The organism is Enemella dayhoffiae, assembly GCF_002250625.1.
In the GTDB taxonomy this organism is placed as follows: domain Bacteria; phylum Actinomycetota; class Actinomycetes; order Propionibacteriales; family Propionibacteriaceae; genus Enemella; species Enemella dayhoffiae.
This window is the reverse complement of record NZ_NMVQ01000002.1, coordinates 86652-99727: the sequence shown is the minus strand read 5'-3', so window position 1 is coordinate 99727 and position 13076 is coordinate 86652. Positions and strand designations below refer to the sequence as shown.

Genomic DNA, 13076 nt, shown 5'->3' with positions numbered 1-13076 from the left:
CAGTGGCGGCGCCGGCATCACGCCGCCGGTAGGCTGGCCCGGATCGAAGGAGAGCCACCATGACCCTGCCCGACTGGTACCACCAGATGCGCTGCGCGCTGGACGAGAAGCTGGGCCTCGAGGTGCTCGAGATCAGCCCGGAGCGGACGGTCGGGCGGATGCCGGTCGAGGGCAACACCCAGCCCGTCGGCTATTGGCACGGGGGCGCCACCTGCGTGCTGGCCGAGTCGTTGGGGTCGCTCGCCGCCACCGCACACGCCCTGCCGAAGGGGCGGATCGCGCTGGGGGTGGACATCAACGCCACCCACCACCGGGCGGCCCGCAGCGGCTGGATCACCGGAGTGGCCACCGCCCTGGCCCTGGGCGGTCGGGTCGCCACCTATGAGGTGGTGCTGACCGACGACCACGACCACCGGATCGCCACCGCGCGGATAAGCTGCCAGCTGGTCGACCACACGGGCGTACGCCGGTGAGCCGGCCCTTCCTGTTCATCGGCACCCGTGCCGAGGACGAGGTAGCTGACGCCGAATTCACCGCTGTGGAACGGTTTCTCGGGACCGGCAGCGGCCGGCTGGACTGGATCCGGCTGGAACGGGACCCGATGCCCGCCATAGATCTGGACCGCTACGCCGGCTTCATCACCGGCGGCAGCCCGTTCAACTCCTCCGATCCGGTCGGGTCGAAGTCGGCGGTGCAGCGCCGCGTGGAGGCCGAGCTGGCCCGGTTGCTGGACGCCCTGGTCGAGCGCGATCTTCCCTTCCTGGGTGCCTGCTATGGCATCGGCACCCTGGGCAGCCACCAGGGCGCGCTGATCGACCGCACCTTCGGCGAGCCGCCGGGCACCAGCCGGATCGAGCTGACCCCTGAGGGTGCCCGGGATCCGTTGTGTGCCGGACTTCCCGACAGCTTCGACGCGTTCGTCGGGCACAAGGAGGCGGTCCGCGAGCTGCCCCGCGGTGCGGTGCTGCTGGCCACCTCGCAGCGCTGCCCGGTGCAAATGTTCCGCGTCCGGCAGAACCTGTACGCCACCCAGTTCCACCCCGAGCTGGACGCCGCCGGGCTGATCGGGCGGCTGGGGGCCTACCAGCACCACGGCTATTTCGCTCCCGAGGACCTGGACCGGCTGGTCGACGAGGCACACCGCAGCGACGTCAGCCACCCGCACCAGGTGCTGGCCAACTTCGGCGCCCGGTACGCTTGAGGTAAAGCGACCTTGACACATCTGTCAAGCCAGCTTTACATTCTAGGGGTGAACTCCCCCACCACCCACACCGAACGTCCCGTACTCCCCTCGGCACCGCTGCTGGTGATCCTCGCGATGCTGCTGCTGCGCACCGGGCTGCTGTTCGCCGGCAACCTGCTGCTCACCCCGCTCGTCGGCGGCTACCACCGGGCGCTCGCCTGGTCCAACGTGACCATCGTCGCGGTGGACCTGATCTGCCTGATGGCGGTCCGGGCCCTGCTGCACCGCCAGGGACGCAGCGTCCGCGGCGTCCTCGCGGCCCGGGCGCGCGACACGGGCTGGGCGCTGCTGTGCTTTGTCATCCTGGCCGTGGCGTTCTTCGCGGCCACCTTCCTCGGCAACCTGATCGCCTACCAGGGTGCCCCGCCGGCACCCGCCGGATCCGGCCATCCCCCGCTGTGGCTGGGAATCTGGGCGATCAGCATCATGCCGGTGACCATCGCACTGGCCGAGGAACTCGTCTATCGCGGCTATGCGATGGACTCCCTGCAGGGCCGGTTCGGGGCCGCCGGCGCACTGCTGATCAGTGCCGCGTTCTTCGGCCTGCAGCACTCCGCGCTGACCGCATGGGATCCCCGCGCGCAACTGGCCCGCTTCGTCGCGACGTTCCTCGGCGGCGTCGTGCTCGGACTGCTCTTTCGCTGGCGCAAGCGGCTGTGGCCGGTGGTCGTGGCGCACTGGCTGCTGGACGTGCTCGGGCTCGGCGTACCACTGCTGCTGGGCGCCCTCGGCTAGGCTCGCGAACCCCACGAGGAAAGGAAGTTCCGATGTCTCGACGCCGGGCCGGTGTCGCCTACGGCTGGCGCTTCGCCGCGGCCGCGGTGGTCTATTCGGTGTTGGTGCTGACCATGCTGCCACTCGCCCGAGGTCTGCCGGAGGGTACGCCGCAGCGCTATCTGGTGGCGAGCCTGCCCGCCCTCGGCGTACTCATCGGAATCTGGGCGCTGTGGCGCTATGTCCGCGAGGCCGACGAGTTCCAGTCCCGGAAACTGCTGCTGTCGCTGGCGTTCTCGGTGGCGGGCACGATCCTGGTCAGCATGGTCCTCGGGTTCTGCCAGAGCGTCGGCGCCCCGGCCCTGGACTGGACCTGGGTCACCCCGCTGTGGGCGGTGTTGTTCGCCCTCGGGACCGCCTGGACAGCCTGGCGGCACCGATGAGGAACCGGCTCAAGGAGCTCCGCACGCAGCGGCGCTGGACCCAGGCCGACCTGGCCCGCGAGCTGGACGTCTCCCGGCAGACGGTGAACGCGCTGGAGTCGGGACGCTATGACCCGAGCCTCCCGCTGGCCTTCACCATCGCCGCGGTGTTCAACCTGCGGATCGAGGAGATCTTCTCCCCCGATTGAGATTTCAGACGTTCCCGTAGCGCTGCGTGCTGGACTCCGGCGACAAGAACCGCAGCGACTCGTCATTCAACCAGACCCGCGAGCCGTCGGCCCGATCCCAGACATGGCCCTGGCCTGTCTCCAGCTCACCGATCTGGGGGTCGCTGCCGAGCAGGGCCGTCACCAGGTCTCGAAGGTGCTCGGCGCCTTGGAAACTCAGGTCCCGCAGCTTGGGGTGATCGACCTTCCACGAGGTGTGCCAGACCGTGATTCCGAAAGTCGTCCCAGCGGTTCGGAGGACCGTGGCCAGCACCCCGGCGGGCAGCCGCAGGGAACGCCGCCCCACGCGCTCCCACCCGAAGCGATCAACGAGCAGTTCCTCGGTCGCTCCCTTGCCCGCGGCCCAGTCGATCACGGAGGTCAGCCGAGAGAGATCCCGAACCTGACCGTCATCCACTGCGGTCTGTGCGCCGTCGATCGTCATCGCTGCATCACTTCCTCACGCCGGGATGCCCAACGGGTCAGGAACCCGCCGGCTCACTGACCGGTGGCCAGGGTGACCGGCAGCTCGACGGCCTGCCCGTCGCGCGCCACCTTGAGCGTCACCCGTTCCCCGACGTTGTGGTCACGGACCTGGGCGATCAACGCATCCGAACCGGGCACCGCCTCACCGTTGATCGCCAGCACCACGTCCCCGGTCTTCAACCCGGCCTGGTCGGCCGGTGAACCGGCCACCACCTGGCGTAGGCCGGCACCGGAGAAGGTGGCCTGACCGACCTTGCCGGTGGCGTCGACCGCCGACACCCCGAGGTAGGCGTGCCGGGCCGCGCCCCCGGAGATCAGCTGATCGACCGTCGAGCGCACCTCGTTGGCCGGGATCGCGAAACCGATCCCGATGTTGCCCGACTCCCCCTGCCCCGAGCCGAGCGTCGCGATCGAGGAGGTGATCCCGATCAGGCGCCCGTTCACGTCGACCAGCGCGCCACCGGAGTTGCCGGGGTTGATCGCCGCGTTGGTCTGGATGGCGTTGGTCACCGACTGCTCGGCCGCGGTCCGGCTCGCCGCCCCGGCGGTACCACCGGACTGCTGGGTGATCACCGGACGATCCAGCGCCGAGATGATGCCGGTGGTGACCGTCTGCGACAGGCCCAGCGGATTGCCCAACGCCATCACCGGCTGTCCGACGGTGAGCTGCCCCACGTCACCGAAGTTGATCGGCTGCAGGTCGGCGGGCGGATCGGTCAGCCGGATCACCGCCAGGTCGGTGGACGCGTCGGCGCCGACCAGGGTGGCGGCGTACACCTGCTGGTTCGCCAGCGTCACCTGCAACCGGGCGCCGGTACCGACGCCGTTGACCACGTGGTTGTTGGTCACCACCAGGCCGCTGGCGTCATAGAGCACCCCGGACCCCTCGGCGCTGCCGGTACGCCCCTGCACCGCGATCGCCACCACCGACGGCGCGGCGACCTTGACGGTCTGCGACCAGTCCGGGTTGGCCGGGCTGCCCTGGACGACGGTGTTCACCGTGCTGGTCGACCCGGCGGTGGCGGCCGGGGTGGTCGCGTGCAACCCGGCAACCGTCAGCCCCGAGGACGCCAGCGCTGCCAGCAGTGCGGCGGGGAGGACCAGCAGCGCGGCCCCGCGCCGCTTCCGGGTCACCTGCGGGGCAGGCTGGGCAACCGGGGGCGCCCAGGCCTGCTGGGGCATGGTCGGCGGGGTGTAGTGGGGTCCGGTCCAGTTCGTGGTCATGTGCCGATTGCAGTCCGCGGACCTGTGTGTTGTCTGTGCGCGTCGCCTGTGCCGGCTGAGAGTTGGGGCTAGGCTGGCGGAGGTGAACCTCGAGAAGGTGGTCTTCGGCTTCTTCGTGCTGCTCGCCGCGACCCTGAACTTCGGCTACGTGATCGGTGACCTCACCGACGTGCACCAGCACAACCCCTACGAGCTGTACGCCGCGGTGGTGGTCAACGTGATCGCCACCATCCTCAAGTTCGGTGACCGGACCCAGATCGGTGCGGTGCACCTGGCCACCTCACTGGTCGCCAGCATCCAGCTGATCATCGCGGCCGCGGTGTGGGTGTACGCCGACCAGGTCACCCCCGGCATCACCACCGCCGAACTGTCCAGCACCGTGTCCCTGGCCATCGGCGCCTGCCTGGCGAACTTCGTCTCCCTGGTGCTGCTGGTCGTCGAGACCGTCTCCTACCGCCGACGCTGATGGACCATTCCACGCTGCGGCCCGGGTCGGGTCCAGGGAGCGGACGCCTGGGGCGCCCGCTGCGCCGCCGCGTGGTCCGGGTGCCCACCGAGATCCCGGGTAGCGAGGCGGTTTTCCTTGTGCTGCGGCGGATGCGGCTGCCGCTGATCGTGCTGGTCACCATCTTCGCCGTCTCGGTGACCGGTCTCAGCCTGATGCCCGGGATGGACGACAACGGCAACCCGCACCGGCTCACCCTGTTCGACTCGTTCTATGTGATGAGCTACACCGCCACCACGATCGGGTTCGGTGAGATCCCGTACGCGTTCAGCTACGCGCAGCGAATGTGGGTCACCCTGTCGATCTATCTGACCGTGATCGGCTGGGCGTACGCCATCAGCGCCCTCTTCTCGCTGGTCCAGGACGCCCCCTTCCGGGAGGCGATCAGCGTCCAGCGGCTGCGCCGCAAGATCCGCGACATCGGTGAACCGTTCCTGATCGTCACCGGCTATGGACAGGCCGGACGGGCGGTCTGCCGCACCCTGGACGACCTCGGTCGACGGTTCGTGGTGATCGACGACGACCAGCGCCGCGTGGACGCCCTGGCGGTCGATCAGCACCGGGTGGACGTCCCCGGAATCGACGGTGCGGCGGACAATCCGGCGCTGCTCGGCCTGGCCGGGCTCGGCCACCCGCGCTGCGAGGGGGTGCTGGCGCTGGCCAGCGACGAGGTCAACCTGTCGGTGGTGATGACGGTGCACCTGCTGCGCCCCGAGATCCCGGTGCTCGCCCGGGCCGAGGATCGGCGTACCGCCAACCGGATGCTCGATTTCGACCCGGTCGCGGTGATCAACCCGCTGGACCGCTATGGCAGCTATCTGGTGCTGGCGCTGCAGCGCCCGGTCACCTTCCAACTCGCCACCTGGTTGATGGACGCCGAAGGCAGCACACCGCCGGAGCGGATGCGACCGATGCGCGACGGACGCTGGGTGGTGATCGGCGACACCCGCTTCGCCACCGAGGTGGCCCACGACCTGGAGAACGCGGGGTTGACCGTCGAGGTGTGCGACGTCGCCGAGGGAAACCCTGACGTGACCGGAGCGGTCGGCCTGGTCGCCGGCGCGGAGAGCGATGTGGAGAATCTGGCCCTGGCCGCCCACGCCCGGCTGCAGAACCCCGAGCTGTTCATCAGCCTGCGCCAGCGCTCGGTGCTGCAGTCCGCCGCGGTCAAGGCGTTCGACGCCGACTCGCTGTTCGTGCCCAGCGACCTGGTCGCCCGCGAGATGCTCGCCCGGGTGATCTCCCCGGCATACTGGTCGTTCATCGATCACGTGCTGCACAGCGGCGATGACCGGGCCGGGGAGATCATGGCCCTGCTCGTCGAGCGGTTCGGCAGGCGTACGCCCGCCAGCACCGAGATCACCCTGGACCACACGGAGGCGCCGGCCGTGGCCCGCTGGCTGGGGGCCGGGCGTACGCTCACCGTCGGCCAACTGCTGGCCGACCCGGACGACCGTTCGGTGCCGGTCTCGGCCCTGGTCATCGCCCTCGTCCGCGACGGCGAGACGCGCCATCTGCCCGCCGACGACACCGAGCTGCACGCCGGCGACGTGCTGCTGGTCGCCGGCCGGCAACGCGCCCTGGACGAACTGAACCAGACGCTGTTCTATGACCACACCGTGGAATATTCGGCGACCGGGGAGACCGTCCCGGAGACCTGGCTGTGGCGGGTGATCAGGAACCGACGTCAGTCGGCGCCCAGGTAGGTCCGCTTCACCCGATCGTCGGTGAGCAGGGCCCGCCCGGTGTCGGAGAACATGATCTGCCCCACCTCGAGCACATAGCCGAAGTCGGCCAGCGACAGCGCCGCCTGGGCGTTCTGCTCCACCAGCAGGATGGTGACGCCCTCGGACTGCAGCTCGTTGATGGTGTTCATGATCGTCTGGGTCATGATCGGTGAGAGACCCATCGACGGCTCGTCCAGCATCAGCAGCTTCGGCCGGCTCATCATCGCCCGCCCGATGGCCAGCATCTGCTGCTCGCCGCCGGAGAACAGGCCCGCCGGCTGGCTGCGCCGCTGGCCCAGCACCTCGAACAGGTCATAGACCCGCTGCACGTCCTTGCGGAGGTTGCTGGTGTCCTTGCGGGCGAACGCGCCGAGCATCAGGTTGTCCTCGACGCTCATCCGCGGGAACAACCGCCTGCCCTCCGGGGACTGGGCGATGCCGCGGGTGACCACCTGGTGGGCGGGCGTGCCGTCGATCCGCTGCCCCTCGAACCAGATCTCGCCGGCGACCGGCTTGAGCAGGCCCGAGATGGTGCGCAGGGTGGTCGTCTTGCCGGCGCCGTTGGTGCCCAGCAGCGACACGATCTGACCCTGGTCGACGGTGAAGGAGATCCCCTTGACCGCCTTCACCCGACCGTAGGCGACCTCCAGGTCCTTGACCTCAAGCATCGTTGCCTCCCTGCTGGTCGTCGGTGACGACCGGCTCGCCCAGGTGCTCCGGCGGCGTACCGATGTAGGCCTCGATCACCCGCGGGTCGGACTGCACCTCGTGTGCCGTCCCCTCGACCAGCACCTCCCCGCGGACCAGGCAGCACACCCGGTCACACAGGTTGAAGATGAACCGCATGTCGTGCTCGATCACCAGCACCGCCAGCCCGAGGTCGCGGATCTTGAAGATCAGCTCCTCGGCCTGCCGGGTCTCCTGCGGGTTCATGCCCGCGGTCGGCTCGTCGAGCAGCAGCAGCTTCGGATCGGTGGCCAGCGCCCGGGCGATCTCGAGGCGACGCTGGTCGCCGTAGGCCAGGTTGCGCGACAGGTTGTCGGCCACCTTGCCCAGGCCGACGAACTCCAACAGCTCGTGCGCCTTCTCGCGCACCTGCCGTTCCTCCTTGCGGTGCCGCGGCAACCGGAAGATCGCGTCGAACGCGTTGGCGTGGGTCCGCGAATAGGTGCCCACCATCACGTTCTCCAGGGCCGTCATGTTGTGGAACAGCCGGATGTTCTGGAAGGTGCGCGCCATCCCGGCCATCACCACCTTGCGCGGCTTCGGCGGCAGCACCGACCCGTTGAACATGACCCGCCCGGAGGTGGGCTGATAGAGCCCGGTGAGGCAGTTGAAGAAGGTGGTCTTGCCGGCCCCGTTGGGGCCGATCAGCCCCATGATCTCGCCGGAGTGCACCTGCAGGTCGACACTGTTCACCGCGGTCAGACCGCCGAACTTCATGGTCACCTGCTCGGCGGAGAGCAGGGTCTCCCCCGTCGGTCCTGTCGTCGTCGCCGCTTCGGTCGCGGTGCTCATGCCGTGGTCTCCTTCGGTGCGCTCGCCGGGGTGGCCGATTCGGCGGCCGGCGGCAGCTCCTCGTCATCGTGCAGCTCGAGCTGGTGCCGCTTGTCGGGGATCAGCCCCTCCGGCCGGAAGCGCATCATCACCACCAGCAGCAGACCGAAGATGAGCAGGCGATAGTCGCTCACCGCCCGCAGCTTCTCCGGCAGCAGCTTCAGCATGGTGGCACCGGCGAGTACGCCGACGATGGTGCCCATGCCGCCCAGCACGACGGCCGCCAGCAGGAAGGCCGACTCCAGGAACATGTACTGATCGGGGGTCACCGACACGTCGGCGTGCGCCTTCACCGAGCCGGCCACACCGGCCAGGAAGGCGCCACCGGCGAAGGCCAGCAGCTTGAGCCCGAACACGTTCACGCCCATCGCCTCGGCGGCCTTCTCGTCCTCGCGGATGGCCACCCAGCCGCGCCCGATCCGGGAGCGGTTCAGGTTGGCGAAGACCAGGATGATCAGCGCGAGCACCAGCAGCATCAGCCAGTAGTAGTTGGCGAAGCGGCCGATCTCCACCCCGAGGATCTCGTGCGACTCCTTGAAGTTGAACGCACCGACCTCGAGATCCGGGATGTTCGGGATGCCGTTCGACCCGTGGGTGATGTCCGGGCCGTCGGAGCCGTCCAGGTTGAGCATGCCGAGCCGGAAGATCTCACCGAAGGCCAGGGTGACGATGGCCAGATAGTCACCGGACACCCGCAGCGTCGGCGAGCCGATGATCAGGCCGAGGATCGCGGACACGCAGCCCGCGATCAGCACCACCACGATGAACGGCGGCTTCCAGGCGAAGAAGGTCGCGAACATCGACTTGGACAGCACCGCCGCGGTGAAGGCGCCGGCACCGAGGAAGGCGATGTAGCCGAGGTCGAGCAGTCCGGCCAGACCGACCACGATGTTCAGTCCGAGTGCGGTCGCGGCAAAGATCAGCACCTGGGAGGCGATGGACATGTTGGCGTCCGACCCGTCCTGGGTGAACGGCAGCGCGAAGGCGACCACGAACGCGGCCAGCACCAGCACCTTGCGGTTCTCCCGGGCGGCGCGACCGAGCCAGCCGGACACGCCCAGGCGCAACATCCACAGCACGATCGCGAACACGAACACGATGAACAGGATGAAGGAACCGCCGTCGTCCTGGTTGAGGCCGAACGCGACCCCGACCAGCCCGACACCGAGCAGCACCACGATCGCCAGGATCTGAAGCCAGGAAGGGCTCCTCACCGACTTCAGCGTGGACACCTCACCCAACGGCAGCATCCGGGTGCCGACGAAGGCGATCAGCGCCCCGGCCAGGGCGACCCAGGCGCCGGGCTCCAGGTTGACCAGGCCGCCGAGTTCGAGCGCGATCGCGACGATCGCGACCACGACCCAGATCAGCCCCAGCGTGGCCGCCACCTTCGCCGCCCGATTCCAGGCGAACCGGCGCAACGGGCGTACCCGGCCGACCAGGAAGTGCCCGACCAGCGCCACCAGCAGCAGCACCGAGATGATCAGGAACAGCATCTGCAGCGGCGAGGGGCCGCCCCAGTAGGTCATGTCGTCGAGCGCGTCCGCACCGTAGGACCAGGCCAGATAGGGCGAGACGATCATCAGCACCGCGCCCACCAGGGCGAGGATGCGGCCGGGGCCCTGCAGCCGTTCCTGCTGCTCCGGCTTGAAAATCTGCAAGCTACTCATGCGCGATCCACCACCCTTGCTCCGAGCAGCCCCTGGGGCCGGAACACCAGCACCAGGATCAGGATGATGAAGGCCCAGACGTCCTTCCAGGCCGAGGAACCGAAGGTGCCGGGGATAAAGGTGGTGGCGAAGGTCTCCACCACGCCCAGCACCAGGCCACCGACGACGGCACCGTTGATGTTGCCGATGCCGCCGAGCACGGCCGCGGCGAACGCCTTCAGACCGGACAGGAAGCCCATCCGGAAGTCGATGTTGCTATAGCGCAGACCGTGCGCCATGCCGGCGACCGCGGCCAGGGCCGCGCCGACGGCGAAGGCCACCATGATCACCTTGTCCACGTTGATGCCCATCAGGCGCGCGGTGTCGGGGTCCTGGGAGGTGGCCTGCATCGCGCGGCCCATCTTGGTCCGGTTCACGAACCACCACAGGAAGAGGGTGCAGACGACCAGGGCGCCGAGGGTGAACAGGGCCGAGTTCTGCACACGTATGCCGAGCAGGTCAACCGACTTGCCCGAGATCCCCTCGATCGCGGGGAACCGCAGCGCACTCTTCGCCCCCGGATAGAACAACCGCACGATTTCCTGCAGAGCAACGGAAATTCCGATTGCGGAGATCAGTGGCGCGAGTCGGGGGGCATTGCGCAGGGGTCGGTACGCCAGCCGCTCGGTAAGCAGCGCCACCGCGACCGCGGCGATGATGCCACCGACGATCATCAGCGGCAGCAGCACGAACAGGGCCATCGGCAGGGACCACTCGGTGGGTGAACCCAACGCGGTCCAGGTGGCCAGGGCGCCGAACGATCCGATCATGAAGATCTCGCCGTGGGCGAAGTTGATCAGCTGCACGATGCCGTACACCACGGTGTAGCCGACGGCGATCAGGCCGTACAGCGCACCGAGCGAGAGCCCGTTGATCAGCTGTTGCAGGAACAGGTCCATGGAGGTTTGTTACTCCTTTCGACCGGCTGCCGACCGACCAAAGCGAGGGCGAAGAGGATCGCTCCCCGCCCTCGCTGGCGTGGTCTGCTGACCGATCAGGCCTACTTGAAGTCCTCGGTCTTGTCAGCGGCCCACTGGCCGCCGCTGACCTTGTAGACGGTGAGGATGCGGGCCTTGGAGTCACCGAACTCGTCGAAGGCGACCTTGCCGGTGGCGCCGTTGAAGTCGACCTTGCCGACCGCGGCGATGGTGTCCTTGCGGGCCGACTTGGCGTCCTTGGCGTCCTTCATCGAGGTCTTCAGGCCCTCGATGATGGCGTTCGCGGCGTCATAGGAGTAGGCACCGTAGGCACCGTAGGGCTCCTTGAAGCCGGCAGCCTTGTAGGCGTCGATGAACTTCTTCGCCGAGTCGAGCTTCTCGGTCGGGGCACCGACCGAGGTGGACAGGTCACCGTTGGAGTTCGGGCCGGCCAGCGAGATGTACTTCGGGTCGTAGATGCCGTCGCCGCCCATCAGCGGCACGTTCAGCCCGGCGCCCTTCATCTGCTGCGACAGCGGGCCGGCCTGCGGGTATTCGCCGCCGTAGTAGACACCCTTCGGGTTGGACGCCTTCACCTTGGAGATGACCGCCGAGAAGTCCTTGTCGTCGGGGTTGATGGTCTCCGCGGCGGTGACCTTGCCACCACCGGCGGTGAACGCCTCGGTGAACGCGGAGACGAGGCCCTGGCCGTAGGACTTCTTGTCGTGGATGGTGGCGACTTCCTTGATCCCGGCGCCGAGCAGATACTTGGCCGCGAACGGACCCTGGATCGCGTCGGTGGTGCAGGTGCGGAAGTAGTTGTCGTAGGTCCGCTTCGGGCTCTTCAGGTCCGCACCCTTGGTCAGGGTCGGGTTGGTGTTGGCCGGCGAGATCAGGGTCACGCCCGCGCTCTGGAAGACCGGCTGCACGGCCTGGCCGACCGAGGAGTTCAGCGGGCCGACGGCGGCAACGACCTTTTCGTCACTGGTCAGCTTGGTTGCGGCGTTCTTGCCGGTGTCGGGCTTGGCCTCGTCGTCCTCGGCGGCCAGCTCGAGCTTCACACCGGGAATGGTGCCGTTCTTGTTCGCCTCCTGGATGGCCAGGTCGACGGAGTTGCGGATTCCAAGGCCCAGTGCGGAGAGGTCGCCGGACAACGGTGCGATCACGCCGATCTTCACCGTCTTGCTCGCTCCCCCGCCGCCTCCGGTGTTGCCGCCGCCCCCGGTCTCGGCGCGGTTCCCGCACGCGGTCACGGCGAGCGAGGCCGCCAGCAGGGTTGCCCCTGCGATCATCATCCGACGGTTCACGTGTGTCCTCCTGGTCTGAGCCCCGCGACGCTGGCGGGCGCTGTTTCGAGACGTGAGAACAGTAGGACCCATAAACGGGTCTGAGGCGAGGGACGCGACGGGGTTGATACGCAGTCGTTACCTATTCGGACAAATTGTCACAACGGTTGCGCAAACCGATGCGCAATCGTGTCCGAACGCGGTTGAGGTATTGAGCGGACCGACTACTTCTTCTTGTTCTTGTTGGCCAGGTCGATGACGCCCTCGGCGACCTCGCGCATCGACTTGCGCATGTCCATGGCGCTCTTCTGGATCCAGCGGAACGCCTCGGGTTCGCTCATCTTGAACTGCTGCTGCAACAGCCCCTTGGCCTGGTCGACCGCCTTGCGGGAGGCGAGCCGCTCCTCGAGGTCGGAGACCTCCTCCTCCACCGCGCGGATCTCGGCATAGCGGGCCATCGCGATCTCGATCGCCGGCACCACGTCGGAGGCGTCGAACGGCTTCACCACGTAGGCCATCGCCCCGGCCTCGCGCGCCCGCTCCACCAGCTCGCGCTGGCTGAACGCGGTCAGCATGACCACCGGCGCGATCCGCTCCTCGGCGATGATCTGGGCGGCGGTGATGCCGTCCTGCTTGGGCATCTTGACGTCCATCACCACCAGGTCCGGTTTGAGTTCGCGGGCCATCTCCACCGCGGCCTCGCCGTCGGCGGCCTCGCCGACGATCTGGTAGCCCTGCTCGTCGAGCAACTCGACCAGGTCCAGGCGGATCAACGCCTCGTCCTCGGCCACCAGGACCCGGGGGCGGGAGGATGCCCCGGAGGGCGTGGACTTCTCTGCGGAGCTGTTCTCGGTCACCTTGTGATTCTCCCCTGTCGATGGACGCTTGCGCAAAGCACGACGGGTCGCCGGCCCCTGGTTTCAGGATGAGATTTCGGAACCGACCCGCTAGAGTGGATCAGCACCTTGCCGAGGTGGCGGAACGGTATACGCGGACGGCTCAAACCCGTCTGGCCTTGATCGGCCTTAGGGGTTCGAATCCCCTCCTCGGTACTCACTC

The 13076-nt window shown here is 68.2% G+C and carries 15 protein-coding genes and 1 tRNA gene; 8 read left to right on the top strand and 8 right to left on the bottom strand.

Annotated features, from left to right (window positions below; all coding sequences use genetic code 11):
• Positions 1 to 59 precede the first annotated feature (59 nt).
• Genes CGZ93_RS03050 through CGZ93_RS03030 form a run of 5 tightly spaced genes read left to right on the top strand, consistent with a single transcriptional unit; the run spans position 60 to position 2588 of the window.
• Positions 60 to 473: a PaaI family thioesterase gene (locus CGZ93_RS03050; RefSeq protein ID WP_094362678.1), complete on the top strand. Its 414-nt coding sequence runs from the start codon at positions 60 to 62 to the stop codon at positions 471 to 473.
• On the top strand, positions 470 to 1201 hold the full coding sequence (locus CGZ93_RS03045; protein WP_094362677.1) for a glutamine amidotransferase: 732 nt from the start codon (positions 470 to 472) through the stop codon (positions 1199 to 1201). Before CGZ93_RS03050 ends, CGZ93_RS03045 begins: the two co-directional genes overlap by 4 nt.
• Before the next feature lie 48 nt (positions 1202 to 1249).
• Positions 1250 to 1978, top strand: a complete 729-nt coding sequence (locus CGZ93_RS03040) for a CPBP family intramembrane glutamic endopeptidase (protein WP_229117164.1) — start codon at positions 1250 to 1252, stop codon at positions 1976 to 1978.
• 32 nt (positions 1979 to 2010) lie between these two features.
• The gene (locus CGZ93_RS03035) at positions 2011 to 2400 is read left to right on the top strand and encodes a hypothetical protein (RefSeq protein WP_094362676.1); all 390 of its coding nucleotides are present in this window, start codon (positions 2011 to 2013) and stop codon (positions 2398 to 2400) included.
• Complete coding sequence (locus tag CGZ93_RS03030) at positions 2397 to 2588, top strand: helix-turn-helix transcriptional regulator (RefSeq protein WP_094362675.1); 192 nt, start codon at positions 2397 to 2399, stop codon at positions 2586 to 2588. The genes CGZ93_RS03035 and CGZ93_RS03030 overlap by 4 nt, the downstream gene beginning before the upstream one ends.
• A 4-nt stretch (positions 2589 to 2592) precedes the next feature.
• On the opposite strand, the gene CGZ93_RS03025 is transcribed toward CGZ93_RS03030, so the two are convergent.
• Together CGZ93_RS03025 and CGZ93_RS03020 are read right to left on the bottom strand one after the other, a co-directional pair.
• On the bottom strand, positions 2593 to 3051 hold the full coding sequence (locus CGZ93_RS03025) for a hypothetical protein (protein WP_094362674.1): 459 nt from the start codon (positions 3049 to 3051) through the stop codon (positions 2593 to 2595).
• A gap of 53 nt (positions 3052 to 3104) precedes the next feature.
• Positions 3105 to 4316: a S1C family serine protease gene (locus CGZ93_RS03020; RefSeq protein ID WP_094362673.1), complete on the bottom strand. Its 1212-nt coding sequence runs from the start codon at positions 4314 to 4316 to the stop codon at positions 3105 to 3107.
• Positions 4317 to 4398: 82 nt separating this feature from the next.
• On the opposite strand from CGZ93_RS03020, the gene CGZ93_RS03015 reads away from it, so the two are divergent.
• On the top strand, positions 4399 to 4782 hold the full coding sequence (locus CGZ93_RS03015) for a DUF6394 family protein (RefSeq protein WP_094362672.1): 384 nt from the start codon (positions 4399 to 4401) through the stop codon (positions 4780 to 4782).
• Positions 4782 to 6527 (top strand): potassium channel protein, encoded by a 1746-nt coding sequence (locus CGZ93_RS03010; protein WP_094362671.1) that lies wholly within the window; start codon positions 4782 to 4784, stop codon positions 6525 to 6527. The genes CGZ93_RS03015 and CGZ93_RS03010 overlap by 1 nt, the downstream gene beginning before the upstream one ends.
• Here CGZ93_RS03010 and CGZ93_RS03005 read toward each other — a convergent pair.
• The 6 genes from CGZ93_RS03005 to CGZ93_RS02980 form a co-directional block, all read right to left on the bottom strand.
• Positions 6509 to 7216 (bottom strand): ABC transporter ATP-binding protein, encoded by a 708-nt coding sequence (locus CGZ93_RS03005; RefSeq protein ID WP_094362670.1) that lies wholly within the window; start codon positions 7214 to 7216, stop codon positions 6509 to 6511. The two genes, CGZ93_RS03010 and CGZ93_RS03005, sit on opposite strands and share 19 nt — an antisense overlap.
• Positions 7209 to 8066, bottom strand: a complete 858-nt coding sequence (locus tag CGZ93_RS03000) for an ABC transporter ATP-binding protein (RefSeq protein WP_094362669.1) — start codon at positions 8064 to 8066, stop codon at positions 7209 to 7211. Before CGZ93_RS03000 ends, CGZ93_RS03005 begins: the two co-directional genes overlap by 8 nt.
• On the bottom strand, positions 8063 to 9775 hold the full coding sequence (locus CGZ93_RS02995; RefSeq protein WP_094362668.1) for an ABC transporter permease subunit: 1713 nt from the start codon (positions 9773 to 9775) through the stop codon (positions 8063 to 8065). Before CGZ93_RS02995 ends, CGZ93_RS03000 begins: the two co-directional genes overlap by 4 nt.
• Complete coding sequence (locus CGZ93_RS02990) at positions 9772 to 10713, bottom strand: branched-chain amino acid ABC transporter permease (RefSeq protein WP_094362667.1); 942 nt, start codon at positions 10711 to 10713, stop codon at positions 9772 to 9774. Before CGZ93_RS02990 ends, CGZ93_RS02995 begins: the two co-directional genes overlap by 4 nt.
• 101 nt (positions 10714 to 10814) lie before the next feature.
• Entirely contained in the window at positions 10815 to 12038 is a 1224-nt protein-coding gene (locus tag CGZ93_RS02985; RefSeq protein WP_229117163.1) for a branched-chain amino acid ABC transporter substrate-binding protein, read from the bottom strand.
• A 203-nt stretch (positions 12039 to 12241) separates the two neighbouring features.
• Positions 12242 to 12874 carry an ANTAR domain-containing response regulator gene (locus CGZ93_RS02980; protein ID WP_094362666.1) on the bottom strand — a complete coding sequence of 211 codons (633 nt, stop codon included), beginning with the start codon at positions 12872 to 12874 and terminating at the stop codon, positions 12242 to 12244.
• Positions 12875 to 12984: 110 nt separating this feature from the next.
• Here CGZ93_RS02980 and CGZ93_RS02975 point away from each other — a divergent pair.
• Positions 12985 to 13069: transfer RNA gene (locus tag CGZ93_RS02975), tRNA-Leu, on the top strand.
• Positions 13070 to 13076: the final 7 nt, after the last annotated feature.